General features: G+C 74.2%; 22 protein-coding genes. 14 read left to right on the forward strand and 8 right to left on the reverse strand.

What is annotated here, in order from left to right; genetic code table 11:
- Nucleotides 1-117: 117 nt before the first annotated feature.
- The 6 genes from K7I03_RS32730 (at nucleotide 118) to K7I03_RS32755 (ending at nucleotide 5,509) form a co-directional block, all read left to right on the forward strand.
- Nucleotides 118-1,746, forward strand: a complete 1,629-nt coding sequence (locus K7I03_RS32730; protein ID WP_398858394.1) for an LCP family protein — start codon at nucleotides 118-120, stop codon at nucleotides 1,744-1,746.
- A 195-nt stretch (nucleotides 1,747-1,941) separates the two neighbouring features.
- Nucleotides 1,942-2,166 carry a hypothetical protein gene (locus K7I03_RS32735; protein ID WP_185943112.1) on the forward strand — a complete coding sequence of 75 codons (225 nt, stop codon included), beginning with the start codon at nucleotides 1,942-1,944 and terminating at the stop codon, nucleotides 2,164-2,166.
- A gap of 49 nt (nucleotides 2,167-2,215) precedes the next feature.
- Complete coding sequence (locus K7I03_RS32740; protein ID WP_185943111.1) at nucleotides 2,216-2,836, forward strand: class I SAM-dependent methyltransferase; 621 nt, start codon at nucleotides 2,216-2,218, stop codon at nucleotides 2,834-2,836.
- A 123-nt stretch (nucleotides 2,837-2,959) separates the two neighbouring features.
- Entirely contained in the window at nucleotides 2,960-4,168 is a 1,209-nt protein-coding gene (locus K7I03_RS32745; RefSeq protein WP_185943110.1) for a serpin family protein, read from the forward strand.
- A 120-nt stretch (nucleotides 4,169-4,288) separates the two neighbouring features.
- Nucleotides 4,289-4,510, forward strand: coding sequence for a hypothetical protein (locus tag K7I03_RS32750; protein WP_185943109.1), 222 nt, complete (start codon nucleotides 4,289-4,291; stop codon nucleotides 4,508-4,510).
- Between the two features lie 192 nt (nucleotides 4,511-4,702).
- A complete protein-coding gene (locus tag K7I03_RS32755) occupies nucleotides 4,703-5,509 on the forward strand; it encodes a 2OG-Fe dioxygenase family protein (protein ID WP_224347343.1) in 807 nt (268 codons plus the stop codon).
- 75 nt (nucleotides 5,510-5,584) lie between these two features.
- Here the strand turns inward: K7I03_RS32755 and K7I03_RS32760 are convergent, their stop codons facing one another.
- Entirely contained in the window at nucleotides 5,585-5,935 is a 351-nt protein-coding gene (locus K7I03_RS32760; protein ID WP_221903010.1) for a hypothetical protein, read from the reverse strand.
- Nucleotides 5,936-6,187: 252 nt separating this feature from the next.
- Between K7I03_RS32760 and K7I03_RS32765 the strand changes: the two genes are divergently transcribed.
- Complete coding sequence (locus K7I03_RS32765) at nucleotides 6,188-6,556, forward strand: DUF5133 domain-containing protein (RefSeq protein WP_185943108.1); 369 nt, start codon at nucleotides 6,188-6,190, stop codon at nucleotides 6,554-6,556.
- Here the strand turns inward: K7I03_RS32765 and K7I03_RS32770 are convergent.
- Together K7I03_RS32770 and K7I03_RS32775 are read right to left on the reverse strand one after the other, a co-directional pair.
- Nucleotides 6,529-6,960, reverse strand: a complete 432-nt coding sequence (locus tag K7I03_RS32770; protein ID WP_185943107.1) for a PRC-barrel domain-containing protein — start codon at nucleotides 6,958-6,960, stop codon at nucleotides 6,529-6,531. The two genes, K7I03_RS32765 and K7I03_RS32770, sit on opposite strands and share 28 nt — an antisense overlap.
- Nucleotides 6,960-7,592, reverse strand: a complete 633-nt coding sequence (locus K7I03_RS32775; protein WP_185943106.1) for a PRC-barrel domain-containing protein — start codon at nucleotides 7,590-7,592, stop codon at nucleotides 6,960-6,962. Before K7I03_RS32775 ends, K7I03_RS32770 begins: the two co-directional genes overlap by 1 nt.
- Before the next feature lie 635 nt (nucleotides 7,593-8,227).
- On the opposite strand from K7I03_RS32775, the gene K7I03_RS32780 reads away from it, so the two are divergent.
- Both K7I03_RS32780 and K7I03_RS32785 read left to right on the forward strand, forming a co-directional pair.
- Nucleotides 8,228-8,908, forward strand: a complete 681-nt coding sequence (locus K7I03_RS32780; protein WP_185943105.1) for a transglycosylase SLT domain-containing protein — start codon at nucleotides 8,228-8,230, stop codon at nucleotides 8,906-8,908.
- A 105-nt stretch (nucleotides 8,909-9,013) separates the two neighbouring features.
- On the forward strand, nucleotides 9,014-10,507 hold the full coding sequence (locus tag K7I03_RS32785; RefSeq protein WP_185943104.1) for a bifunctional phosphatase PAP2/diacylglycerol kinase family protein: 1,494 nt from the start codon (nucleotides 9,014-9,016) through the stop codon (nucleotides 10,505-10,507).
- A 22-nt stretch (nucleotides 10,508-10,529) separates the two neighbouring features.
- On the opposite strand, the gene K7I03_RS32790 is transcribed toward K7I03_RS32785, so the two are convergent.
- Together K7I03_RS32790 and K7I03_RS32795 are read right to left on the reverse strand one after the other, a co-directional pair.
- Nucleotides 10,530-10,940, reverse strand: a complete 411-nt coding sequence (locus K7I03_RS32790; RefSeq protein WP_185943103.1) for an STAS domain-containing protein — start codon at nucleotides 10,938-10,940, stop codon at nucleotides 10,530-10,532.
- A gap of 157 nt (nucleotides 10,941-11,097) precedes the next feature.
- A complete protein-coding gene (locus K7I03_RS32795; RefSeq protein WP_185943102.1) occupies nucleotides 11,098-12,312 on the reverse strand; it encodes an FAD-dependent monooxygenase in 1,215 nt (404 codons plus the stop codon).
- Nucleotides 12,313-12,525: 213 nt separating this feature from the next.
- Between K7I03_RS32795 and K7I03_RS32800 the strand changes: the two genes are divergently transcribed.
- Nucleotides 12,526-13,500 carry a TetR/AcrR family transcriptional regulator C-terminal domain-containing protein gene (locus K7I03_RS32800; protein WP_185943101.1) on the forward strand — a complete coding sequence of 325 codons (975 nt, stop codon included), beginning with the start codon at nucleotides 12,526-12,528 and terminating at the stop codon, nucleotides 13,498-13,500.
- 186 nt (nucleotides 13,501-13,686) lie between these two features.
- On the forward strand, nucleotides 13,687-15,102 hold the full coding sequence (locus K7I03_RS32805) for an FAD-dependent oxidoreductase (RefSeq protein ID WP_185943100.1): 1,416 nt from the start codon (nucleotides 13,687-13,689) through the stop codon (nucleotides 15,100-15,102).
- Between the two features lie 59 nt (nucleotides 15,103-15,161).
- Here K7I03_RS32805 and K7I03_RS32810 read toward each other — a convergent pair whose 3' ends face one another.
- Nucleotides 15,162-17,504 carry a collagenase gene (locus tag K7I03_RS32810; protein WP_185943099.1) on the reverse strand — a complete coding sequence of 781 codons (2,343 nt, stop codon included), beginning with the start codon at nucleotides 17,502-17,504 and terminating at the stop codon, nucleotides 15,162-15,164.
- 259 nt (nucleotides 17,505-17,763) lie between these two features.
- Here K7I03_RS32810 and K7I03_RS32815 point away from each other — a divergent pair, with 259 nt between their 5' ends.
- The 3 genes from K7I03_RS32815 to uriT all read left to right on the forward strand — a co-directional run bounded on the left by K7I03_RS32815 (nucleotide 17,764) and on the right by uriT (nucleotide 20,877).
- Nucleotides 17,764-18,465, forward strand: a complete 702-nt coding sequence (locus K7I03_RS32815) for a molybdopterin-dependent oxidoreductase (protein WP_185943098.1) — start codon at nucleotides 17,764-17,766, stop codon at nucleotides 18,463-18,465.
- 125 nt (nucleotides 18,466-18,590) lie between these two features.
- On the forward strand, nucleotides 18,591-19,115 hold the full coding sequence (locus K7I03_RS32820; protein ID WP_185943097.1) for a TerD family protein: 525 nt from the start codon (nucleotides 18,591-18,593) through the stop codon (nucleotides 19,113-19,115).
- 310 nt (nucleotides 19,116-19,425) lie between these two features.
- Nucleotides 19,426-20,877, forward strand: coding sequence for a uridine transporter UriT (uriT, locus tag K7I03_RS32825; protein ID WP_185943096.1), 1,452 nt, complete (start codon nucleotides 19,426-19,428; stop codon nucleotides 20,875-20,877).
- An 84-nt stretch (nucleotides 20,878-20,961) separates the two neighbouring features.
- Here the strand turns inward: uriT and K7I03_RS32830 are convergent, their stop codons facing one another.
- Nucleotides 20,962-21,627 (reverse strand): DUF4360 domain-containing protein, encoded by a 666-nt coding sequence (locus tag K7I03_RS32830; RefSeq protein WP_185943095.1) that lies wholly within the window; start codon nucleotides 21,625-21,627, stop codon nucleotides 20,962-20,964.
- Nucleotides 21,628-21,676: 49 nt separating this feature from the next.
- A complete protein-coding gene (locus K7I03_RS32835) occupies nucleotides 21,677-22,321 on the reverse strand; it encodes a DUF4360 domain-containing protein (RefSeq protein WP_185943094.1) in 645 nt (214 codons plus the stop codon).
- Nucleotides 22,322-22,390: the final 69 nt, after the last annotated feature.

Genomic DNA, 22,390 nt, shown 5'->3' on the forward strand with positions numbered 1-22,390 from the left:
TACGGGCGCCGCGCGGAGGCGCGCACCGCGCCCGGGCGCCGCCCGGTCGCGCCGTCATTCATACTTGCTATATTGCGCAACCATGAAATTGCGGAGGAAGCGGATGAAGGTGTGCGTATGACGCGCGCCACGAGTGCCGGGCGCCACGGCGGCCGACGGACCGCAGGCCCGAGTCGACGGACCGCAGGACCGGGTCGACGGACCTCAGGACCCAATCCACAGACCGCACGGCCGAGTCGACGGACCGCGCACCCGGACCGGCGCACCACGCGGGTGAAGCGGCGGCGGCGCGGCCGTATACGCGTCCTCGCGTTCTCGGCCGCGGCCTGCGTCCTCGTGCTCCTCGCGGGAGGCGTGTGGTTTTACTGCCGGCTCGACGGCAACATCGACAGCTTCGACGCCGGGGGACTGTCCAAGAACCGCCCCGCCGAAGGGCAGGGCGGCCGGAACGTCCTCGTCATCGGCTCGGATTCACGGTCCGGGGCCAACAGCGCGCTCGGCGGGGGAGAGGGGGACGTCGGACGCTCCGACACCGCCTTCCTCCTGCACGTCTACGCCGACCGCAGACACGCCGTCGCGGTGTCCGTCCCCCGGGACACCCTGGTCGACATCCCGCCCTGCCGCCTGCCGGACGGGAGATGGACCGAGCCGCGGTCCGGCGCCATGTTCAACTCCGCCTTCTCCGTGGGGCTCACGGCCAAGGGCAACCCCGCCTGCACCCAGAACGTGGTGGAGAAACTCACCGGGCTGCGCGTCGACCACACCGTCGTCGTCGACTTCGCCGGATTCGCGGCGATGACCTCGGCCGTCGGCGGGGTGCGGGTGTGCCTGCCCGGTGACGTCTACGAAGGGGACCTCAACCCCCACCGCGGATCGCGCGGCGAGCGCATCTTCGCCAAGGGCCCGCAGACCGTGTCGGGGCAGAAGGCCCTGGACTACGTGCGGTTGCGGCACGGCCTGGGGGACGGGTCCGACATCGGCCGGATCCGGCGTCAACAGGCCTTCCTCGGCGCCCTCATCAAGAAGGTGAAGGGCGAGGGTTTCGATCCCACGACCCTCCTGCCGCTGGCCGACGCCGCCACCCGTTCCCTGACCGTCGACCCGGGCCTCGACTCGGCCCGGAAGCTGCTCTCCTTCGCCATGTCGCTCAAGGACGTGGACCTCCACGAGACCAAGTTCGTCACCGTGCCCTGGCGTTACCAGGGCAACCGGGTGGCGATCGTCCAGCCCGACGCCGACGCCCTGTGGGACGCGCTGCGGCACGACCGCACCCTCGACGGCAAGGAGACCGCCGGCAGAAGTCCGAAGCCCTCACCCTCGCCCTCGCCCTCCCCTTCGCCCGCCTCCGGTGCCGGGATCAGCGTCGGCGTCCACAACGGCACGAACGTCCCGGGCCTGGCCGCCAAGGCCGCCGGCGAACTGCGGGCCGCTGGCTTCACGGTCACCGGCACCGGCGACGCGCCTTCCCGCGAGCGGACGACCGTCGTCACCTACGGCCCGGGCCTCCACGACCGCGCGCGGACCGTCGCCGACCGCTTCCCGGGCGCGGAACTGCGCTCCGCCCCCACGCCGGGAGCACCGGGAGCACCGGGAATCGACGTCACCCTGGGCACCTCCTACGCCTCCCACCCCGCACCGGGCACTCCCTCACCCTCCGCGTCGACACCCTCCACCGTCCCCTCCCGGGTGACCGACGAAGCCCGCTCCGCCGACGACGACATCTGCTCGCACATCTCCTACGGGTGAGCAGGCGCCGGACCCGTGCCGGAACACCCCACGGGTCCGGGTGGGTTGCTCGTCGACCCGCTTCCCTTCCGCCCCCCGCCGGTGCAGACTGGGCGGCGGTACCGGACCGCCCGTGTCCCGGCCCGCCCGCGAGGGCGGCGGAGCGCGGCGGCCTCTCGCACGACGCCGGTAGCCGGGGGGATGTGCCGGACGTCGGTGGCCTCGGCGTACGCGAAGGAGCACGGCGCGCGGTCCGGCATGGCCGACGCGCGCCGGACCGCCGTGTACGACTTCATCACCCACGACCTGTTGGCCAACCTGCTCTCCGGGCTGCTCATCGCGGCGAGCGCCCCGGCGGCCCGGAGACTGCGGAACGGACTGCGGGACGCCGTGACCGCCCGCCGCCCGCGCCGCCGCCGGAGGCCACAGGGCGGCCGGTGACCGGGGCGGCCGGCACCACGTCTCCCAACAGCCCCTAGAGTGCGGGGGTATGCGTGATGAGACGTCCACCGAACCCCCGCCCGTACCCGGTACCGCAGGCTACGGCGAGGCCGCCGAAGCGCTCGCCGGGCAGTACGAGAGCGTGGACTTCGCCGAGGTGCACCGCGCGGTGCTGCACCTGTTCCCCGAACGGCCGGGCACCGTCCTCGACATCGGGGCCGGCAGCGGACGGGACGCCGCCGCGCTGGCCGGACGCGGGCACCGCGTCGTCGCCGTGGAGCCGACGGCCGCGCTCCGCGCGCTGGGCCGGCGGCTGCACGCCGACCGGGGGATCGAGTGGGTCGACGACGCCCTGCCCGGGCTGCGGGCCCTGCGCGGGCGGCGGTTCGACCTCGTCCTGCTGACCGCCGTGTGGATGCACCTGGACGCGGACGAGAGGCCGGCGGCCATGGAGACCGTGAGCGGCCTCGTCGGCCCCGGCGGCCGGATCGTCCTCTCCCTGCGGCACGGACCCGTGCCGCCCGGGCGCCGGATGTTCCCCGTCACCGCCGACGAGACCGCCGCCCTGGCCCGCCGGCACGGGCTCGCCGCCCTCCACCGCGCACACGGCGGCGACCCGCTCGGCCGGGCGGACGTCACATGGAGCCACCTGGTTCTCGAACGGCCCTGACCGGCCCGCCACGTCGCGCGCGGCGGAACCCGGCGGACGCCCACGGCGTCCCTGATCTTCGCGACGCCCGTGTGCGCGTGCGGGGGCGAACAGAAGTCCGTGAACGAAATGGGGTGGGACCCGGTGCCGACCGGACCCGACGAGGAATCGATACGTTCCGTCAACGAGCTGACGGCCGACTGGGCGCGTCTCGCCGTCGGACCGGGCGAGGGACGCGGGACCGTGTTCTCCGCGGCCGCCGTCTGGCCGTTGCTCGCCTTCCTGGCGGCGGGCGCGGACGGCCCGGCCCGCTCCGAACTGCGCGGCGTCCTGGGCCTGCCGGGAGCGGCCGACGCGGCGGACCGCGGCCGCCGGCTGGTCGAGCTGCTGCGCGCTGCCGACGGCGTCGACGCCGCCGTCGGGCTGTGGACGAGGCGGGACGTGCCGGTCCGGCCTGTGTGGGAGGCGCGGCTGCCCGGCGGGGTGCGCGGCGAGCTGACCGGCGACGCCGAGCGGGACGGCCGGGCGCTCGACGCCTGGGCCGCCGGGCACACGGACGGCGCCGTCCCGTCGATGCCCGTGCCGGCCGGCCCCGACCTCGCCATGGTCCTGGCCGGCGCCCTGCTCGTCCGCACCCGGTGGACGAGACCCTTCTCGGAGGGCTGGCTCACCCCCGAGACCGGACCCTGGCGGGGCCGCCGGCTGACCGGCCTGTACCGGAGCGGCGGGGACCTGGACGCGGTCCGCGTCGCGCCGGACACCCCCGCCGGACCGCTGACCGTCGCCGAGATCCGGGGCGACAACGGCCTGGACGTGCACCTGCTGCTCGGGGCCGAAGGGGTCGCGGGCGCGGAGGTCCTCGCGGCGGGCCCGGGCGTGCTCGCCGGGGACCACGCCACCGTCCCCGGCTCCGCGCTGCCCTACGGCAACCCGGGCCCGGGCGTCACCGTCGCCGACGCCACCGGCTGGGACAGCGCCCCGGTCCTGGTGACCTCCACCGCCCGGTTCACCGTCCGCGCCGGACACGACCTCCTCGAACGCCCGGGCGCCTTCGGCCTGCGCACCGCCGTCGACCGCTCCACCGGGCACTTCCCGGGCATCAGCCCCTTCCCGCTGGCGGTCTCGTCGGCTCGGCAGGACATCGTGGCGGCCTTCACCGCCCGCGGGTTCGAGGCGGCGGCCGTGACCGCGTTCGGCATGGCCGCGGCCGGTGTGCCGACGCGCCGCTCCCGGCACGTCTCCGCCTTCTTCGAGCGCCCCTTCGGCTTCCTGGCCGTGCACCGGGAGTCCGGTCTGATCCTCGCCGCGGGCTGGGTCACCGAGCCCGACGAGGCGCCCGACCATCCCTGGTGAAGCACCTCCCCGGTGCTCGGCACCCGGCGAGCGTCCCGCCCGGCCCGAGATGCGGCCCGGAAGGCGGGCGTGCACGCTGGAACGACGATCTCGACGTCCCCGACGAAAGGGTGAAGGAGCATGATCGTCCAGAAACTGCACGAAGCCGGTCTGCGGAGCGAACACGCCTACTGCATGGCCTTCGGCTCCATCGCTCTGACCGTGGTGGCCTGGGCCGGGTCGCTGAAAGCGGAGAGTGCCGGCACCGCCCGGGCCGACCGCTGGGGCATCTTCGTCGGCGAATGGGCGCCGACGTTCTTCACCCTCGGCCTCGCCCTGGCCCGCTACGAGGACCGCGACTGAGGCCCTGGCCGGGACCCGGACCGTGAGGATTCCGACCGGGGTCCGAGCCCGGTCCCGCCCGGTCCGCAGCGCAGTACGGCCGTCAGGGAACCGTCCGCGTCCCACGGGCGGTTCCGCCACGCGACGGCCCGGGCGCGGCCACCGCTTCCCGCCCGGCGGGAACGGCCCGCCGACCGAGGGAGGCGACCACCCGTGGACCATGTGACCGACAAGACCGACGCGACCGACGGCACCGCCGCGACCGCCCGGCCCGGCGACCCGGCACCCCCGCCCGGCACGGACGCCGACCCGGTGGAGGCCGCCCGGCGGGCCCTCGCCACCGAGGGCGTGTACCTGCTCCCCGCCCCCGACGTACGCGCCCGCCTCGACGCGCGGACCGCCGACGGACGCTGGGCGGCGTTCGCCTCCCACTGGGACCGGCTCGCCCCCGACCCGTACGCCGCCGCGCACGGCACCCGACGGCTGCGGCGCTACGGCCAGTTCGCCGTGACGCCGGCCACCGGCACGATCCGCGCGCTGGACCACGTCCCGTTCGTCCAGCCCGACCGCAGCAACCCGCTCTACGTCGACGTCGACCGCCACTTCGAGCCCCTGAGCCCGGAGTTCACCGCCGACCCCGTGCTGCACGCGCTCCTCCGGCTGCTCGGCCGCATGGCCACCGCCCTGGACACCGTCACCGAGTGGAAGGCCAACGTCCACCCGTTCCGCGTCCTCGCCTCGGCCGACGGCGACGGGCAGCCCACCCCCGAGGGCCGGCACCGCGACGGCGTCACGCTCGTCTCGTCCCTCGCCGTCGCCCGGGACAACGCCACCGGCGGCGAGAGCGCCGTGTACACGCCGGACGGCGACCGGCTGCTGGCCGTCACCCTCACCCGGCCCGGCACCCTGCTGCTGGGCGACGACCGGGCCACCCTCCACGAGGTCTCGCCCGTCCGCCCCCTCGACCCCGGCCGTCCCGCCGTCCGCGACGTGCTGGTGACGACCCTGGTACCGGCCTGAGCCACCGCCCGCCCCGCGGTCCCGCCCGCGGTCCCGCCCGCGGTCCCGCCCGCGGTGCCGCCTCCGGTCCCGCCGTCAGGGGTGGTCGTCGCTGAGACCGCAGATCCAGGCCAGCGCGTCGTGCGCGCCCTGGGTGTACAGTGCGGCGGCGGGCGGCTGCGCCGGATCGTCGAGCTGCACCACGGCCGCGTCCACCTCGGCCATCAGCGTCTCCATGCCCACCCCGCCGTGCGGGGTGGCGCCGGTGACCGGCGCCCCGCCGGGCGCGCCCAGCGCCCACCGGTAGCCGGCGGCGGCGCCACGGGCGTACGGCCCGTCCCGTCCCGGCCCGTCCCCCGCCCGGATCCTCCGGTAGGCCCGGGCCACCTGGCGGCGCGTCCGCGCCCCCGTCAACAGTTCTTCCACGGCTGCGAGTTCCCCGCTCATGCCGGTACGTGTATCCGCGAGACCGGAACTGATGCCCTCGGCACAATGCCCTTTCTGCTCTTCCCCGGACGGGGCGGGACTCCCGGAGAACGCGGTCCCCCAGGGGCGCGGGGGAGCCCCGGGACGACAGGGAAAAGCCGGTGCAGGCGGCGAAGCGGAAGGCACCGGTGAACGGAAACGGAATGAGGAGCGGGATCCGGGGCAGGCGCTTCCTGGTCGGCACGCCTGCCCACGTCCTTTCAGGAGGAATCCATGCTGCTCGCCCACCCCGCCGTTCTCCGCGACCTCGTCGAGCGCCACACGGCACTGCAGCGTTCCGCGACCGCACGGCCGGCGGACCCGGCGATCGGGCGGCAGCTGGCGGACGTGTCGTACACCCTCTGCGTGACCACCGGCACCCGCGACATCGCCGACGCGCTGCGGGCCGCCCGCCGGCGACTGACCGACGCCGTCGACGCCGTGACGGGCTCCGGCGCCGGGGTCGCCCCCGGCGCCGTCCTGCCCCGCCCGGCCGCCGCGCCGGTTCCGTCGGCGGCCCGCGGGGTGCGGCGGACGGCGGACCGGGCCGTCCGCCCCGAGAGCCGGCCGGCCGGTCACTCCGCGCGGACCACCAGGGCGTAGTCGCCCAGTCCGAGCAACCGGTGCCCGGACACGTTCCCCTGAGTGGTGTGCACGGTTCCGATGCGCCCGGTCGCGGGGTCGAAGGCGACGTCCTTGACGGTGCCGTGCTCGTCACCCCGGTCGGTGAGCACCCGGCGGCCCAGGATCTCGTGGTGGTCCGGCTCCCGCGCCACCACCGGTTCCGCGGCCGAGCGGACGATGACCGCGTCCGGACCCACCGCCCGCACCAGACTCCAGGGCAGCCAGGCCCGGCCCTTGCGGGCCGGGCCGCCGGAGCCGGACAGCCGCAGGTGACCGATCAGCCCCAGCGGGGCCTCGACGGCCAGCGCCTCGACGGTGCCGAGCTCGGCCGCCTCGTCGGCCGTCACGACGGGCAAGCCCTTCGTCCCGCTGAACAGCATCATCACAGGTGCTCCTTTCCTTCCGCCGCGCCGACGTCCGTCCGCTGCCCGCCGTACGCCTGCCGCTCGGCGGCCGTCACCCTCGCGGCGAAGAGCTCGACCTGCGTGGTGAAACTGGGCAGGTCGTCCGCCACGAAACGGGGCGCGTCGGAGGGCACCACCAGCGCCCGCCCCGAGACGGCCAGCGCCTCGCCCCGGGGCACGAAGACGCTGTTCCGCCCGTGCTCCCGGTGGACGAACGCCTCGGTGGCGGAGATCCGGAAGCCGACCACGCGGCCATCCGGAGCCACCACGACGTCGAGCACGCTGCCCGCCTCGACGCCCTCCTCCGTCAGCACCTTCGCCCCCGGCACCGCGCCGTGCGCCGCCTCGCCCGAGGCCACGACGGCCGCCGGCTCGGCCAGCGCCTCCCGCCCGGGGATCATCACCGCGTGCCGGCCCAGCGCGTGCACCGACGACCACGGCAGGCTCTGCTTGAGCGGGCCGGCCAGCAGGCCGCGCCCGTTCAGCGTGAACCCGGTGATCTGCCCGGCCGCGCCGTCGAAAACCGTGTCCTTGATCTCCGCGACGGCCTCCCCGTCGAGCGTCACCACCGGCCGCTTGGCCAGCTCGGACGCGAGCATCAGCGAGTCCACCGCGTGCCTCCCCTGCCCGCCCGGTGCCCACGCCGGACCACGATCACCGTTCCGGCCCGCCTGCGTGCCTGCACGCCCGCCAGGGCGCCGGCCACGACGAGCAGGCCCACGGCCGCAATGATCAACCAGCCCCACCAGAGCATCGTTCACCTCCCGGTCTCACAACCGTCCATGCCGTTGACGCCCATCGCTGCCGGCTCCGTGCCGCCGGTGGGCACCCGACCGCATGCCCGCTCCACCCCGGCCGATGCACCGCAACCGGCGTGACGGAGCGGGAAGTTGGCGCACACGCGCGGAACGCGCCGTCGCGCGGCGCCGCACGCGGCCGCCGCCGCGGCGCGTATGCGCATCCTCGCCCTGCGTGATCTGGAGGGGCCCAGGGTGTGAGGCCGCGCATAGGGCCTCGATCACATACGGACTTCTTTAGTCCTAGGCGTTCCCGAATTCCCGGGGATTTCCGGGTCTTTCCCGGCTCGGTGAACGATGCGGGGGAGTAGGTCACAGTGCTTGTTCGGGTTTTCGGCCGCCGCTAAGAATGGTGGGACCGCACGGCGCCGTACGACCGAGAACGGCGCTTTTCTTTGCGCCGGTCCTAGGCCCGTCGCGGTTTCCCGATCCGAAAGGTTCACCTCTCCATGCGTTCCACCCACTCCGGCTATACCCGTCTGTCCAAGGTCCATAAGTTCTCCGCCGCCGGTCTCGGTGCCGCGGGTGCCGCCGCGGTCGCGTTCGCGGTGGTCTCCGGTGGTACGGCCGTGGCGGACGCGCGTCCGGTGGTCAAGCCGGTGGCGTTCGAGGCCAAGGCGTTCGAGGGTCAGGGCCAGGGCGAGGCGGCGCACAAGTCGGACGAGGCCGCCGCGCGCGCCAAGGCCGAGGCGGCGGCGAAGGTGAAGGCGGACAAGGACCGCGCGGAGAAGCAGGCCGCGAACCGTTCCACCGCCCGCAAGCCGATGCGGAAGCCGGCTGCCCCCGCCGCTCCCGCGCCGAAGGCGTACGGCAACGACCTGGAGGGCTGGATCTCCCAGGCCCTGGACATCATGAAGGCCAAGGGCATTCCGGCCTCGTACGAGGGTGTGAAGCGGAACATCATGCGGGAGTCGACCGGTAACCCGCACGCGATCAACGACTGGGACGTCAACGCGGTCAATGGTGTGCCGTCGAAGGGTCTGCTGCAGATCATCGACCCGACCTTCAAGGCGTACCACGTCGAGGGCACGTCCTGGGACATCTGGGACCCGGTCGCCAACATCGTCGCGTCCTGCAATTACGCGGCCGACAAGTACGGCTCGATGGACAACGTCAACTCCGCGTACTGACGGAGAGCGAAACAAAACGCCGGAGGGCGGCGGCACCGGAAACCCGGATGCCGCCGCCCTCCGGCACGTCCGCATCAACATCGCGCGCCGGGGTAGTCGTGGCGCATGCGTGCAGCGGTGAGTTCATGGGACGAAGCGGCCTTCCGCGCGGTGGCGACCCGGCACTGGCCCGGCGCCGACCGCGTACTGCCCCGGTTGTCGCGCAGCGCCGACCGCGGCCTGCTGTGGTTCGGCATCGCGGCCGGAGCGGCCGTACTGGGCGGCAGGCCGGCCCGGCGGGCGGCGCTGCGCGGTGCCGCGTCGCTCGCCCTGGCCTCGGCCACGGTGAACACGCTCGGCAAACGGTCCGTACGCCGCGCGCGGCCCCTGCTGGACGTCGTCCCCCTAGTCCGCAGGCTGGCCCGCCAGCCGATCACCACGTCGTTCCCCTCCGGGCACTCGGCGTCGGCCGCCGCCTTCGCCACCGGCGTCGCCTTGGAGAACCCCGGCTGGGGGCTCGCCCTGGCGCCGCTCGCGGCGTCGGTCTGCTTCTCGCGCGTCTATACGGGCGTCCACTATCCGGGTGACGTGCTGATCGGGGCGGCGCTCGGCGCGGGCGCCGCGTTCGCCGTACGCGGCCTGGCGCCCACCCGCCGGCAGCTCGCGCCGCCCGCCCGGCCGCAGGCCGACGCGCCCGCCCTCACGGAGGGCAAAGGGCTGGTCGTGGTGGCGAACCCGGGCTCGGGCCAGCGGCTGACCGAACGCCCGGACGTCGTCGACCCCCTGCGCTCCGTCCTGCCGCGCGCCGAGTTCCTGACCGTCGGCACCGGCCCCGACGGGCCGGGCCCCTCGCTGGACGAGGCCCTGGAGGAGGCGGCGGACCGGGCGCGGGAGCTCGGGGGCGCGCTGGGTGTGCTGGGCGGCGACGGCACGGTCAACGCCGCCGCGGCCGTCGCGAGGCGGCACGGCCTGCCCCTGGCCGTCCTGCCCGGCGGTACCCGCAACCACTTCGCCTACGACCTGGGCATCGAGACCCTCGGCGACGCCTGCCGGGCCGTCGAGTGCGGGGAGGCGGTCGCCGTCGACATGGTGCGGATCCGCGGCGGTATGGAGCGCGACGAACGGTGGTTCCTCAACACGTTCAGCGTCGGCGCCTACCCGGAGCTGGTCCGGATCCGCGAGCGGTGGGCCCCCCGGATCGGCGCCTGGCCCGCCGGGATCCTGGCCGCCGTGCACGTCCTGCGGACCGGCCGGCCCATCACCGTCGAGATCAACGGCCGGCGCCGGCGGGTCTGGACGGTCTTCGCCGGCAACTGCACCTACCGCGGCCTGGGCGCGGCCCCGGTGCGCCGCCACGACCTCGCCGACGGCGTCCTGGACGTCCGCATCGTCTCCGCCGGCCGGCTCGCCCGCACCCGCCTGCTGACGGCGGCCCTCACGGGCGGCATCCGCAGCACCCCTGTCCTCGGCACCGCCCGCCTGCGACGGCTGCGGGTCGGCGGGCTGCACCCCGGCGCGCACTTCGCGTACGACGGCGAGACCGCCCCGGTGCCGGGCGGCCTGACCCTGGAGAAGGAGAACGAGGCCCTGGTGGTCTACCGCGTGCCCACCGGCCCGTGAGACGCGCGGCCGGCGCGGCCGCTCAGGCGGCCGCCACGGGACCGAGCACCGTATCGGTGCCGGTCACCGACAGGAGGCGGGCGACGCCGCGCTGCAGCGGCCCCCGCACGAAGAGCGCGGCCCCGGCGTCCGCGGCCTCCAGCCGGGCCCACAGCAGGGTGTTCAGCCCGGTGCAGTCGCAGAAGCTCACCTCGGCGAGGTGCAGGTCCAGGGCGTACGGGTGGTGCTGTCCGAGGCAGGCACAGATGGTCCGGCGCAGTCCGGGCGCGGTGCCGAGGTCCACCTCGCCCGTGAGGCGGATGGCGGCGCGGTCACCGTGGAGATCCACGCGTGTGCGCAGACGCCGTGCCGATGGGTCGGGGTTCGTCATGTGCCGCTCCCATGAGAGCCGGTTGGCGGGCAGGAGCCATACTCCTCCCTTCATTGTCGTCATCCGTGAGCGGATCCTTCTTTCGGGTGAGTCGACGCGATGGTCCGTTCCTCGTACGGACCGTGCGCCGTCGGGCGTACGGAGCCGCCCCGCGGCGGAGCGTAGGGCGGGCGGACGGCGAAGGCGGGCCGGCACCGGCGGGGATCCAGTGGCCGGTGTGTCACCGCCCCGCAGTGACGGGGTACTCGGGCAGGTCGATGTCCCCGGCCTTGGCGAACTGGGCGCCGAGCAGGTTCCGCATCGGCCACCTGGTGACCTGGCGCATCGAGAGGTTCCGCAGCCGGATGCCCAGCGTGCTCATCGGCGCGAACCCCGCCGCGCCGCCGGGCGGCAGCTCCTGGGCCCGGTCGACGTACGGCCGCATCACCCGGTTGTAGCGCGGGAACGCGACCCGGTGGTCGCCGCCGGCCGCGGTCAGCTCGCCCGCCAGGACGTACGCGCCGACCAGCGCCAGGCTGGTGCCCAGCCCGGTGAGCGGCGTGGCGCAGTACCCCGCGTCACCGAGCAGCGCCACCCGGCCCCGGGACCACCGGTCGAGGCGCACCTGGCCCATCGAGTCGAAGAGGAAGTCGGGCGCGTCCCGCATCGCCCGCAGCAGGAACGGCGTCTCCCAGCCGACCCCCGTGAAGCGCTCGGTGAGCAGCGCCTGCTGGGCGGTCACGTCCTGGCGGCCGACGGCGAGCGGCGGTGAACGGAAGCTGAGGCCCGCCTTGATCTCGCCGGGCCGCCGGCCCGGCCGGGCCGTGGCGACGCGTCCGCCGGGCGCGTTGTGCATCAGGAACCAGCCGTCGAGGTCCGGACCGTCCGTGGCGGTGAACCACGCCGTGTACAGGTCCAGCGGCCGGACGTGCTCCCGCTCGGGCCCGAACGCGAGGCCGCGCACCGTCGAGTGGAGGCCGTCCGCCCCGACGACGAGCCCGAACCGGCGGGTGCCCGCGGACCGGAACGCGACCCTGACGCCCCGCTCGTCCTCGGTGAGCTCCGTGATCGTGTCGTCGAACAGGTACTCGGTGTCCTGCCCGGGGCGGCTCGCCTCGTACAGCAGGCGCGCCAGGTCCCCGCGGAGGATCTCGATCTCGGAAATGATCCCCTCCCCGCCGAAGCTGTCCGCCGGCATCCGCGCGGAGATCCGGCCGGAGGCGTCGACGTAGGCGAAGCCGCGCTGGTCGAGGCCGAGCGCCCGCGCCTGTTCCATGAGGCCCATCCGGGACACGACGGTCCGGCCGGCGCCGCGGAGGTCCACGGCCTGGCCGCCGGACCGCGGCGCGGCCGCCCGCTCGACGACGGTGACGGAGAAGCCCGCCCGGCACAGCCAGTACGCGAGCGCGGGGCCGGCGACGCCTCCGCCGGATATCAGGATGTCGGTGTTCTGCATGGCGAGGAATGTACGGCGTACGCATGCGGCTGGGCAAGCGGGGGTTTGCGGCAATAACCGGAAGGCAGGCCCTTGTTGAGGTGTGTAGTGCACTAGTGCACTAGTGCGGGAAGCGCTGTCGGGGCCGCTCGGGGCGGTCCGGCCGCGCGTCGCCCGGCGCCCGTCGCTACGGTGATGCCCTTCGAGGTGCACTAGTGCGGAAAGGGAGGGGCCGTGGACGGGCGTACGGCGTCGCGCTCCGGCCGGATCGTGACGGAGATCCGGCGGCGCATCGAGACGGGCGAACTGGCCCCGGGGGACCGGGTCCCCTCGACGCGCGAGATCACCCGGGAGTGGGGCGTCGCCATGGCGACCGCGACCAAGGCGCTGACCGAGCTCCGCCACGAGGGGCTGGTCCGCGCGGTCCCGGGCGTCGGCACCGTCGTCGCCGCACCGCCCCGGCGCCCGGGGCGTCCCGCCCGCCGTCCGGCCGCCCCGGAGCCCGCCCCGGCCCAGGACCGGCGGGGGAGCGGTGCGGCGGATCCCGGGCTCTCGCCCGAACGGATCGTCGAGGCCGCCCTGGGCGTCGCCGACGCCGAGGGGCTGGCCGCCGTCTCGATGCGGCGGGTCGCCACCGTCCTGGGCGTGGCGACCATGTCGCTCTACCGGCACGTGGCCGACAAGGACGCCCTGGTGGTGCGGATGATGGAGGCCGTCTTCGCCCGGACCCCGTTCCCGGACGCCCCGCCGGACGACTGGCGCGACCGGCTGACCGTCGCGGCCCGGCTGTTGTGGCAGGCGTTCCGCCGCCACCCGTGGCTCGCCCCCGCCCTCTCGGTGACCCGCCCCCAGCTGATCCCCAGCGCCCTGCCCTTCACCGAATGGGTACTCGGCGCCCTGGACGGCCGGGGTCTGGACAACACGACGGTCTTCTCCACCCACCTCACGCTGCTCAACTACATCCGCGGCACCGCCGTCAACATCGAGGCGGAGGAGGAGGCGCAGGCCCTGACCGGCATGGACAGCGACACGTGGATGGACGCCCAGGAGCCCGAGCTCCGGCGGATCCTGGCCGGTGGCCGCCTCCCCACGATGGCGCGGCTGCTCACCTCCGGCCCCTACGACCTCGATCTCGACGAGCTCTTCGAGTTCGGTCTGCGGCGCTTCCTGGACGGCGTCGCCGCGCTCCTGGCGGAGGCCGAGGGCTGAGGAGCCGGCGGAAACGGAACGGAACGCGCCACCCGGGACGGCGCTTCACGCCGGATCCGGTGCCGGGCCCCCGGCCGTGCCGGACTCCGTTCCGCGAGAGGCCGGCCGGCGGGTAGCGTGGCCGTGCTCGGGGGAAGGCGCCCGTTCCGGTCGCGAGGCCGGGGCGGCCGGAGTCGGGGGTGGAGCGTGGACGAGACGGCAGGGACGCGGCGTGCGGCGGGACGGGAGCGGCCGCGGCACGCGGTCGTCGTCGGCGGGAGCCTGGCCGGGCTCCTCGCGGCACACGTACTGGCGGACCACGCCGGCACGGTGACCATCGTCGAACGCGACCGCTATCCCGACGGGCCGGATCACCGGGCCGGGCTGCCGCAGGACCGGCACACGCACGTGCTGCTGGAGAGCGGGCGGCAGGCGCTGGACCGGCTGCTGCCCGGGGTCATGGACGAGCTGCGCGGGCACGGTGCCCCGGCGATCGGGATGCCCGACGAACTGCTGCACTGGCAGGCGGGACGCTGGTACCGCCGCACCCCCGCCACCATCCGTTTCGTCAGCGCGTCCCGTCCGCTGGTCGACTGGGTCGTACGCCGCCGGGTCCTGGCCGATCCCCGGATCCGGCTCGTCGACGGGACGGAGGTCACCGGCCTGCTCGGGGACGCCGACCGGGTGCGGGGCGTCCGGCTGCGGGCCCGGGGCGCCGGGCGGGCGGGGGAGGAGCCCGGCACGCTCGCGGCCGATCTGGTGCTGGACGCCTCCGGCCGCTCCTCCCGGGCCCCCGGCTGGCTGACGGACCTCGGCGCCGAACCGCCCCACGAGGAGCGGATCGACACCGGACTCGCCTACGCCACCCGCTTCTACCGGGCCGGCGGCAACGCGGACCTGCCGTTCCGGGGCATCTACATCGTTCCGGACGCCACCCAGCCGTACGGCGGGGTCATCCTGCCGATGGAGGGGGACCGCTGGACCGTCCTGCTCTCCGGGCTCCGGGGCTGCGAACCGCCCACCGGCGACGCCGGGTTCCGGGCCTTCGCCGACCACCTCCCGCACCCCGTCTTCGGCGAGTGGATCGACAAGGCCGAGCCGCTCGCCCCCGCCCACGGCTACCGGTCGACCGCCAATGTCCGCCGCCGCTACGACCTTCCGGGCCGCCGCCCGGCGGGCTTCCTCGCCGCCGGGGAGGCGCTGTGCGCCTTCAACCCCGTCTACGGACAAGGCATGACGGTGGCCGCGCTGAGCGCCCTGGCCCTGCGGCAGGTGCTGGACGACGTCCGCCGGGTCCCGACGACCCGCCGGGTGCAGCGGGCGCTGTGCGCGACCGTCCGCCCGCCGTGGAACATCTCCGCGGGCGGCGACCGGCTGCTGCCCACCGCCGTCGGGAACGCGACCGCGATACGGGCCGTCGACCGGCCCGGTGCCTGGTACATGTCCCGCGTCGTCCGCAGGGCCACCGGCGACCCGGTCGTCGGGGCCGCCTTCCGGGCGATGACGGGGCTCGTCGTCCCGCCGTCCGCCCTGTTCGCGCCGGCCGTCGCCCGGGCCGTCCTGCTGCGTCCCGAGCCGCAGGCGCCCGTCGAACCGCCGATGGGCCTGGAGACCGGCGCCTGACGGTGACCGGGCGGGCCGGCGGCGTGGTCAGCGCCGCCGGCCCGCCACGGAACGGCCGCTCAGCTGCGCAGCGGCCCCTCACAGGAGTAGTCGGCGGTCCCGCCCCGGCCGTCGGACCAGACGTCCACCGCGCCGAAGGAGCAGTTCATCTCCTCCAGGTTGGTGGAGGCCGGCCGGGCCCGCTCCAGGATGAAGTAGTCGACCGTGCCCGACATATCGCGGAACACCCGGTCGGGGTCGGCCGCGTCCGTGAGCCGCGCGGTGATCCGGCCGGTGCACACGAAGCGCCGCACCGACGGGTCGGGTCCCGCGACGCAGTCGGGCGTCAGCGAGGCGGCCGAGACCAAGGACGCGCGCACGGCCTCGGGGGTCGCGTCCCGCAGCCGGTCGTTGGGGATGACGTCGGTGCTGGGCACGTACAGCCGGTCCACCTCGGCGATCCGCCGGTCGAGGAAGGCGTCGTAGGCGCGCTGGAGCCCCGCGTCCTTGCCCGTCCGGTCGCGCCAGGCGTCGAACCCCTTCGGGTCGTCCGCCCGCAGCAGGCCGTACATCTCGCGCAGCAGTGACGGCCGTTCGGTCCAGAGGAACTCGAAGAAGGTGCCCGCGTAGTCGTAGAAGCGGAAGCCGTCGCCGTCGTACGTGGCGTGCAGCAGCCGGTCGACGCTCATCCGCGGGCCGCCGTTCGCGGTGTCCTTGATGACGCCCCGGACCAGGGACTTGCGCACCTTGACGCCGTCGCCGCGGGTGGCGCCGGCGAAGAACTCCGCCGTGCCCTCGTCCATCGCGGTGGTCCGGTCGCCCTGGTACCAGGGGCCCTCGCCGAACAGGCCGGGCACGGCCCACCGGCCGTTGAGGTAGTGGGTGTACTCGTGCCGGAAGAGCTCCTCCAGGGTCAGCGAGGAGTCCTGCGGGACGCGTCGCTGGTACGTGTAGAAGGTCGCGCCCTGCTCGATGTACATGCCGCCGTTGTTCGTGCTCAGGCCGGTGAGCAGCGGCTGGAAGTCCTCGTACTGGGCGCGCGAGGCGTACAGGACGATGTTCAGCGTGGAGTTGACGTCGCCGGCCAGCGGTTTGTCGGTGCCCAGCACCCGGTGGAACTGGGCCTTCACCTGCTTGCTCGCGTAGTACAGGCGGTCGACGGTGGCCCGGTCCAGGGCGGTGCGCACCTTGATGCCGCCCCCGTCGTAGGTGTAGGTGACGGGGAAGAGGCGCCGCTCGATGTCCGGCTTGCAGACGCTGTAGGTGGCGCAGGACTGGTAGTAGACCAGCCAGCCCGCCGCCTTGGCCCACGGTGAGCCGAGCGCGCCGAAGTTCCGCTCGACGACGGGCAGCAGCGCGCCGAGGCCGGACACCGTCTCCGTGCGCAGCGCGTCGACCTCGCCGAAGCGGCCGTACTCGCCGACGGCGTCCCGCACCACCCACTCGTTGGGCGTGCCCTTCAGGTGCGTGTAGCCGGCGACCTTGCGGAACGCCTCGCGGTACGCGGAGTTGCCGGTGACGACGGTGCGGAACGCGGTGTCCTTGTTGCCCGGGTACAGGCCCAGGTAGTTGACGGACAGCCCGGCGAGCGCGGCGCCGCCCCAGGACGGGTCCTTGTACGTCGTGGTGTGGTACTGGTCCATGGTCGCCAGGACCTTGCGGATCGTGCCGAGTTGGGACTGCCGCAGGCCGGGGCCGCTGCCCGCGTACAGGGCCTCGCGCAGGCTCTCCGCGTTGGACCGCGTGACGTCGAAGCTGTGGGCCGCGCCGCCGAAGGCGCTGAGGGCGCGGCGCATGGCCTCGGTGGTCGGCGGGTCCGTGACGTCGATCTCGGAGCGCGAGAAGTCGTGGTACACGACGGCGTGGAGGTAGGTGAGCATCTCCAGCAGATGGCTGCCGTTGCGGCCGTCGTGCCGGGGCGCGAGGGCGGATATGCGCCGGGAGACGGCCTGGACGTGCGCCTTGGACATGACGGGGGCGAGCCGGGCGTCCCAGGTCCAGATGAGGGTGCGGAGGCAGCCGTCGGCGGTGACGGCCGGATCGGCGAGGAAGTCGGCGAACGCCTCGGGCCCCAGGCCGGTGATGCCGTCGAGCGTGCAGGGGGCCAGGCCCGGGTGGGACGTCGTGCCGGGGCCGGCGGGCGTACGGGCGCCCGCCACCCGGCCGTCGGGGAGGCCGCCGGGGGCCGGCAGGGGGCGGGCGTTCGGGCGGGGCGCCCGGGCGAGGCGGTCGGCCCGGTCGTGCCCGGAGTCCGGGCCGGCCGCCGCCGTCGTCTCCGGGGCCGTCGTCGGGGTCGTCTTCGGGGCCGGGTGGCCTGGTGGGGCCGCCGGCGCGGCGACGGCCTGCGGAACGGCCGGGCCGAACAGGGCCGCGGCGAGGGCGCCGGCGGCGAGGGTGCGGCGGACAGGTCTGTGTCGGGACACCGTTGTCTCCAGAGTGGGGGGATACGTGGGGGGATGTGAGGAGCGGCCGAACTGCCCCCTGGTGCGGGGTGCTTGGGGAGGACGGCCGCTGAGCGCTGTGTGATGCGTAACGTAGTAATGTGACATTGCATTGACAAGACGTCAGGAGAGAAGTGGCCGGGGAGGCGGTCCGGCACCCACGGGGCGAATCGGCGCATACCGCCCCGAAGGCCGCGGCTCCCGGAGGGCGCCGGCCCCGCCCCGGTGGCAGCCTGGTCCCATGAACCCCACAGACCCTGTGAGCACCGGGGACGGGGGACGCGGGCACGGACCGGACCGGCCGCTGCCCCCCGGCCAGCACATCACCGCCTTCGAACGCTTCGGACCCCCGCAGTTCGCCGGCCGTCACGTCACCGTCCCCGAGCGGCCGGTCCTGGCCGTGGGCGGCGACGTGGCCCGGCCCGCCCAGTTCGACCTCGACGACCTGCTGCGCCGGGCCGCCCCGCGCCGCACCCGCCGCGGCGACCTGCACTGCGTGTCGACCTGGAGCGCGCGGGACCTCACCTGGGAGGGCGTCCCCTTCCATGAGGTCGAACGGCTGATCGCCGAGACCGTCCGGCCCCACCCGCGCGCCCGCTGGCTGCTGGTCACCGGCCTGGACGGCTACCGCGACTGCCGCCGCCGCGCCGCCCGGGACGACGGCGTCCTGCTGGCCGACCGGCTTGACGGCGAACCCCTGACCGCGGCCCACGGCGCGCCCGTGCGGCTGGTGGCCCCGGAGGAGTACGGCTACAAGAGCGTCAAACATGTCGTCGCCCTGGAGTACCGCCGCCGCTACGCCGCCCCCTCCACCCGGCTGCTCCAGCACCCGTACGGGCGGGTGGCGCGGGAGGAGCGCAGCCGGTTCCTCCCGGGACCGGTGTGGCGGCGGCTGTGGTCCCTGGCCCTGCCGTGGATGCGGCGGTGCTACCGCAGGTCCTGACCCCGCGGCCGTCCGCCTTCCGCGTCCCCCCACCGTGCGGTGCCGTCCGATTCCCCTTCCGGGGCCGCCCCGCCGCACGCCATCATGTGGGGACACAGGCACCGGACCGCGGGGAGGGACGACGCGTGAGCGTTTTCGGCAAGGGCATCGAGAAGGCCGAGGTGCGGCTGAAGTGGGATCCCGCGCCCTACGGCGCCGATCCGCACGACCTCGACCTGGTGATCGCCGTCCTCAGGGCCGACGACCCGCACGGCGCCCCGGCCCAGCTCGTGCACTTCGGCCGCCGCTCGCCCGACGGCACCGTCACCCTCAACCGCGACAGCCGCAACGGCAAGGGGCTGGGCTGGGACGAGGTGATGACCGTCGAGCTGTTCCGGATGGCCGAGGCCAACGGGCGCGTCGTCGTCGGCGTGGCCGCCCAGCAGACCGACGGCCGGCTCACCTTCGCGGACGTGGCAGCGCCCCGGGTGCAGATCGTGGCAGGGTACGAGGTGCTGGTGGAGGAGGACTTCGCGTCCGTCGGCGGGTCCACCGCGGCCACGGTGGGCGAGTTCGTCCGCGACGCCGCCGGGCTGTGGTCGTTCCGCCCGCTCCTGCGCGGCTTCGACGCCGATCCCGAGACGTTCGCGGAGACCATGGGCGCCGCCTGACGGCCATCGGCGGCCTTCCCGGGGTCTTCGTAGCGGTCGGTGACGACGTGGGCGTCACCGGGTGATGTGAGGGAGCTGTCCGGCCCTGGAGCGGAACATCCGACTCCGGTCAACGGTCCGCAACAGGTACCTTTGGGCACGGACTGGACGTACGGGCGGTTCGTGACCAGGTTCGTTCCGGCTGATTCGTTCCGGCCGACGGAACGGCCCGCGCCGCGGACGGCGGAGACGATGCCGCACACCCGACGCGCTCCGCTCCGCCGCTGTCCCATCGGACAGCGGGTGTCGCCCCCCACGAAGACGTCGAGGCATGAACGTTTCTCACACCGGCCATCGCGGCGCCGATGGCACCACCGGCGCCCCGGCCGGCCGCACCACCCGGGTGGCCGTCCTGGTCACCGCCCTCCTCACGGCCTGCATCGCCTTCCAGCTCAACGCGAGCATGCTCAGCCCCGCGCTGAAGAGCATCGAGGACAGCCTCGGCGCCACGTCCGCGGAGATCGGTCTCACCCAGACCGCGTTCTTCACCTCGGCGGCGCTGTTCTCCCTGTTCCTCCCGCGCCTCGGCGACATCCTCGGGCGCCGCAAGGTGCTCGTCGGGATGCTCGCCCTGATGGCCGTGGGCTGCGTCGTCGCCGCGCTGGCGAACAGCGTGGCCGTCCTCTTCTTCGGCCGCGTCATCCAGGGCGCGTCCGGCCCGACCGTGCCGCTCGCCCTGATCATGCTCCGCGTCGAGGTGCCCGAGCCCAAGCGCTACGGCACCCTGCTCGGCGTGATCACGGCCGTCAACGGCGGCATCGCGGGCGTGGACTCCCTCGGCGGCGGCTACCTCGCCGACCACCACGGCTTCCAGGCCGTCTTCTGGGCGATGGCCGTCGTCGCCCTCATCGCCACCGTCATGGTCGCCACCATGACCCCCGAGACCAGGGTCCCGTCGGCCCACCGGATGGACTGGCCCGGCGTCGGCCTCCTCGTCGTCTCCGTCGGCTCGCTGCTCGTCGCCCTCAACGAGGCCGGGAAGCTGGAGGCCGCCGACTGGACGCTCGTCGTCGGGCTCGTCGTGGTGGCCGCGCTCGCCTTCGCCCTCTTCTGGCGCACCGAGGACCGCTCGCCCAACCCGCTGGTCGCCACCCACCACCTGAAGCAGCGCGCCACCTGGGCCACCCTGCTGACCACCGTGCTCACCATGACCGGCGTCTTCGCCGTCATGAACGGCCTGATCCCGGCGTTCGCCCAGGACGCGCAGGCCGGCCTCGGCATGAGCGCCAGCGAGTCCGCCTGGTGGACCCTCACCCCGTACGCCCTCGCCGGACTGGCCATGGGACCGGTGGCCGGACGGCTCGCCGCCACCTACGGCTACGGCCGGGTGCTGCGCCTGGGCCTCGTCGGCGCCGTGATCTCCGTCATCCTGATGATCGTGACCGTGCCGGCCGACTCGCGGGTCCTGCTGCTGGTCACCTCGCTGCTGGTGGGCGTCACCTACGCGGGTGTGGCCAACATCGTCCTCAACGGACTGGGCATCGTGCTCTCGCCCAAGGAGAACCCCGGCTTCCTGCCCGGCCTGAACGCGGGCGCCTTCAACCTCGGCGCCGGGCTCAGCTTCGCCGCGCTCTACGCCGTCAAGACGGCCACGGCACCGTCCGACGCGTCCTCGCCCGGCGGGTACGTCGCCGGCATGATCGCCGGGGTGGTGATCCTGGCTCTCGCTATCGGGACGTCGTTCCTCATCCCGAAGCCGGTGGAAGCCGAGGCGCACGACTGAGGCGCTCCCCGCCCTCCCCGTGGTTCCGGCCCGCCCGGCGACGTCTTCCGTCGCCGGGCGGGCCGGTTCGTACCCCGGGACGTCTCACCTCGCGGGGCACTGCTTCCAGGCGAAGTGGTAGAGGGTGCTGATGTTGCCGTCCGTCGAGTCCATCATCAGGAAGCTGGACGTCTTGGAGGTGTCCGAGGTGCCGGCGTCCACCCGCAGCTCGGTGTTGATGTTGAAGTAGCGCATCGCCCCGCAGGGCGCGTAGACCAGCGCGTCGATGTCCGTGGTGTCGGACGTCTGCCAGTTGTCGTTGAGCGGACCGGTGAAGTGGTGGTTGACGAACGCGGTCTGCTGCATCCCCTGGAAGTAGTAGTTCGCCCGCTCCAGCCCCGCGGCCCCCTTCTCCAGGTGCGCGAACCCGCGGTAGTCCGCCCGCGCGACCGCGTACGTGAAACCCTGCGGGACGTGGACGTTCAGGCTGAGCTGGCAGTTCCGGCGGGCGTCGGTCGGCTTGGAGCCGACGCCCACCTGGGCCACGTAGTCGCTGTAGGACACGGTGAAGGCCGTGTTGTCGGGCGACACCGCCACGTTCGCGGTCCCCGCCGGGCACCCCGAACCGTTGACGGTCACCACGTCGATCACGACCTTGTCCGGCGGCGGCACCCCGAACGGAGTGGCGCCCGCCGGCGGGGCCGCGACGGTCAGCAGGGCCGCCACGGCACCGCCGAGCACGGCCGGTCTGAGCTTGGTGCGTCCGCGCATGAAGTCCCCTCCCACTGCGCCGCGCCCGGAAGCACGGATGAGGCACGGATCAGGAACACTGCTTCCACTCGAAGTGGTAGAGGGTGTTGACGCTGCCGTCGGCCGAGTCCATCGCCATGAAGCTGGTGGTCGACGCCGGGTCGGAGGTGCCGGCGCTCACCCGCAGCTCGGTGTTGACGTTGAGGATCCGCTGGACGCCGCAGGGCGCGTAGACCAGCGCGTCGACGTCCGTCACGTCGGTGGTCTGCCAGTCGTCGCTGAACGGGCCGCTGAAGCGGTGGTTGGTGGAGGTCGTCTGCTGCATGCCCTGGAAGTAGTAGCTCGCCTTCTCCAGGCCCGTCGCCCCGCTCTGCAGATGCGCGAATCCGCGGTAGTCCGCCTTGGCGATGGCGTAGGTGTAGCCCTGCGGGACGTGGACGTTCAGGCCGAGCTGGCAGTTCTTCCGGAAGTCGGTGGGCTTCGAGCCGACGCCGACCTGGGCCAGGTAGTTGCTGTAGGAGACGGTGAAGGCCGTGTTGTCGCCCGCCACGGCGACGGCCGCGGTCCCGGCCGGGCAGCCGGACCCGTTGACGGAGACCACGTCGATCTGGATTCTGCCCGGTGGCGGCGCGCCTTCGGCCGCCGTGGCCCGCGGGGAGAAGGCGGTGGCGACGAGTGCCGCGGCCGCGGTGCCGATGAGTGCCGGTTTCCACATGGGGATGCCTCCAGCTGCTCCGCCGAGTGACTGCGCGAGACATGCCACCACCGCCGGGGGGTCATGTAC

Source organism: Streptomyces mobaraensis (assembly GCF_020099395.1).
Classification (GTDB): Bacteria; Actinomycetota; Actinomycetes; order Streptomycetales; family Streptomycetaceae; genus Streptomyces.

Coding starts and splice junctions, on each gene's coding strand:
- K7I03_RS32730 (WP_398858394.1), top strand. CDS start 118: ATGACGCGCGCCACGAGTGCCGGGCGCCACGGCGGCCGACGGACCGCA.
- K7I03_RS32740 (WP_185943111.1), top strand. CDS start 2,216: ATGCGTGATGAGACGTCCACCGAACCCCCGCCCGTACCCGGTACCGCA.
- K7I03_RS32750 (WP_185943109.1), top strand. CDS start 4,289: ATGATCGTCCAGAAACTGCACGAAGCCGGTCTGCGGAGCGAACACGCC.
- K7I03_RS32760 (WP_221903010.1), bottom strand. CDS start 5,935: ATGAGCGGGGAACTCGCAGCCGTGGAAGAACTGTTGACGGGGGCGCGG.
- K7I03_RS32765 (WP_185943108.1), top strand. CDS start 6,188: ATGCTGCTCGCCCACCCCGCCGTTCTCCGCGACCTCGTCGAGCGCCAC.
- K7I03_RS32770 (WP_185943107.1), bottom strand. CDS start 6,960: ATGATGCTGTTCAGCGGGACGAAGGGCTTGCCCGTCGTGACGGCCGAC.
- K7I03_RS32780 (WP_185943105.1), top strand. CDS start 8,228: ATGCGTTCCACCCACTCCGGCTATACCCGTCTGTCCAAGGTCCATAAG.
- K7I03_RS32785 (WP_185943104.1), top strand. CDS start 9,014: ATGCGTGCAGCGGTGAGTTCATGGGACGAAGCGGCCTTCCGCGCGGTG.
- K7I03_RS32790 (WP_185943103.1), bottom strand. CDS start 10,940: ATGACGACAATGAAGGGAGGAGTATGGCTCCTGCCCGCCAACCGGCTC.
- K7I03_RS32795 (WP_185943102.1), bottom strand. CDS start 12,312: ATGCAGAACACCGACATCCTGATATCCGGCGGAGGCGTCGCCGGCCCC.
- K7I03_RS32815 (WP_185943098.1), top strand. CDS start 17,764: ATGAACCCCACAGACCCTGTGAGCACCGGGGACGGGGGACGCGGGCAC.
- uriT (WP_185943096.1), top strand. CDS start 19,426: ATGAACGTTTCTCACACCGGCCATCGCGGCGCCGATGGCACCACCGGC.
- K7I03_RS32830 (WP_185943095.1), bottom strand. CDS start 21,627: ATGCGCGGACGCACCAAGCTCAGACCGGCCGTGCTCGGCGGTGCCGTG.
- K7I03_RS32835 (WP_185943094.1), bottom strand. CDS start 22,321: ATGTGGAAACCGGCACTCATCGGCACCGCGGCCGCGGCACTCGTCGCC.